This window comes from Gilvibacter sp. (genome assembly GCF_013214815.1).
Lineage (GTDB): Bacteria > Bacteroidota > Bacteroidia > Flavobacteriales > Flavobacteriaceae > Gilvibacter.
Window position 1 is genome coordinate 1 of sequence record NZ_JABSPU010000137.1, and the last position, 2,480, is coordinate 2,480.

Genomic DNA, 2,480 nt, shown 5'->3' on the forward strand with positions numbered 1-2,480 from the left:
GCAGGGCTGTCATGGCCCTGCTCTCTTTTTCTTTTTTCATTTGTGGGAAAATCCAGGCGCCGAATGTGGCCCTCGTTGTTTGATTCAGGTAAACTGTATCGTGAAAATCATTCTAGGCAAGCTCCTAAATCAACACCCTAATTTAAATTGCGCCTTTCACCATATTGTGTGAATTGCGCCAAAAAAGATATATCCGTTCCTGAGAGATTCGTTTATCCTATTTCCGAGAGAGACAATATTGGTATTTAAAAAAAGAGGCCGGAACGGTGGTTTATTTAGTTCTATATAGTTGATTTAGCGGAATCATTTCTACTCTCCTATCATTAGCCTTGCTTGAGATCATTTCACTCAGCAGACTTTCTTAATCCTACCAGTAATCATTCTAGATTGGGTTCTGTGCTGCGCCTTAAATTTAGCGTAACGTGGAAAAAGAACTCATTATTAACTCCACTCCAACGGAAGTGGAGATTGCTCTATTGGAGGATTCCAAATTGGTGGAACTCCACAACCAAAAAACCAATACCAACTTTACCGTTGGAGATATCTTTCTGGGGCGCATCAAACGCCTGATGCCTGGCCTCAATGCAGCTTTTGTGGATATTGGCCACAAAAAAGATGCCTTCCTGCACTACACGGACTTAGGACCCAAACTGCGTTCTCTACTTAAATATACCGAAGGGTCAATCAACGGTAGCCAACGTTCTCACTTGCTGGAGAACTTCAAACTAGAACCGGAGATTATCAAAACGGGTAAGATCGACCAGGTGCTTGGAAAACGCGTGCCGATCTTAGTGCAAGTACTCAAAGAACCAATTGGTACCAAAGGGCCGCGACTTACCTGTGAATTGACCATACCAGGGCGATTCATGGTCCTAACGCCCTTCTCTGATGTTATTGCCGTTTCTAAGAAAATTGGTAACGCAGAAGAGCGGAAGCGACTACGCTTGTTAATCGAGAGTATTCGTCCTAAAAACTTCGGCATCATTGTACGGACCGCCGCGGAAGGAAAAAAGGTAGCCGATCTACACGAAGAGCTCCAAACCATGCTCGGTAAATGGGAAAGTATTTATGAGCAACTCGGAAATAGCAAGCCGCCACTCAAGCTATTGAGTGAAATTGATAAGGCATCCACGATTCTTCGGGATATTCTCAACGATTCTTTCAACAAGATCGTCGTAAATGACAAGCAGTTACACCAGAATATCCAAGGGGATTTAGGCTCTATTGCACCGGACAAAGTTGGCATTGCCAGTTTTCACCGTTCTCGGAAGCCTATTTTCGAGTCTTTTGGAATTAATAAGCAGATCAAAGCGTCTTTTGGAAAAACGGCCACCATGGCCAGTGGTGCCTATCTAGTGATTGAGCATACCGAGGCGATGCACGTAATTGATGTCAACAGTGGGCACAAGATGTCTTCCCACGATCAGGAATCAGCGGTCCTCAATGTCAATTTGGAAGCTGCCGAAGAGATCGCTCGACAGCTGCGTCTCCGGGATATTGGAGGGATCATCATCATCGACTTCATCGATATGCGGAATCGGGACCATAAGCAAGCGCTCGTGCAGTCGATGCGTAAGTTTATGAAGAAAGATCGGGCCCAACATACCATTCTCAGCCTGAGTAAATTTGGCTTAATGCAAATTACCCGGCAGCGGGTGCGCCCAGAAGTCAATATAAATACGGCGGAGGTTTGTCCAACGTGTAATGGCACCGGTAAGATTAATGCATCGATCCTATTAACCGATGATATCGATCGGGATTTGAACTTTATCTTGCAAGCACATCCTAAATCAAACTTGAAGCTAAAAGTGCACCCCTACGTATTCTCTTATTTGACCAAAGGTTGGAAGAGTATGCAAATTCAGTGGTTCCGCAAGCACTTCAAGTGGATCAAGATTCAGCCAGACAATGATTATTATATGACGCAGTACAAATTCTACGATGAGCAGGACGATGAGATCCGACTCAACTAGGACGTATTGAGTCAAAGAAAAGATACAGCGGATAATTCTTCTTAGAAGGGTTATCCGCTTTCTTTTAGGCCCCAATTAAGCTAAGGGCATCCGCATTGGCTGGCTTTACAGGCGGTGAGCATGACAAACAGAATCATTACCGCAAGAAATAGTAATTTATAGCGCATTCCTTCAGTATTTAGTAATCTCCGTTTATGGTGGAGCAAAAACCGGCCATTCTTATTGCTGCCCTCCACTGGGGCTTGGGGCACGCTACCCGCTGCGTTCCAATCATTAAGGCCTTGCAAAAGCAATCCTGCCGAGTTTTTATAGCTTCCGACGGTGCCGCGGGCATTCTTCTACGGCAGCAATTTCCAGAACTCCCCTATTTAGAACTCCCCGCCTACAATATTCATTATGCTGGAGAAAATTTAACCTGGTCCCTCTTAAAACAGAGTCCCAGGGTTTGGAGATCCATTCAGCAAGAACAAAAAGTCTTAGCCGAATGGATGGTAAAATACCAATTTC

At 44.6% G+C, this 2,480-nt stretch carries 1 protein-coding gene and 1 pseudogene; both read left to right on the forward strand.

All coding sequences use genetic code 11. The annotated features are described in order from the left end of the window. The first annotated feature begins 422 nt into the window (after positions 1-422). On the forward strand, positions 423-1,973 hold the full coding sequence (locus tag HRT75_RS14585) for an Rne/Rng family ribonuclease (RefSeq protein WP_291188305.1): 1,551 nt from the start codon (positions 423-425) through the stop codon (positions 1,971-1,973). Between the two features lie 194 nt (positions 1,974-2,167). Beyond that, positions 2,168-2,480 (forward strand): annotated as a pseudogene (locus HRT75_RS14590) (glycosyltransferase); the annotation flags it as partial.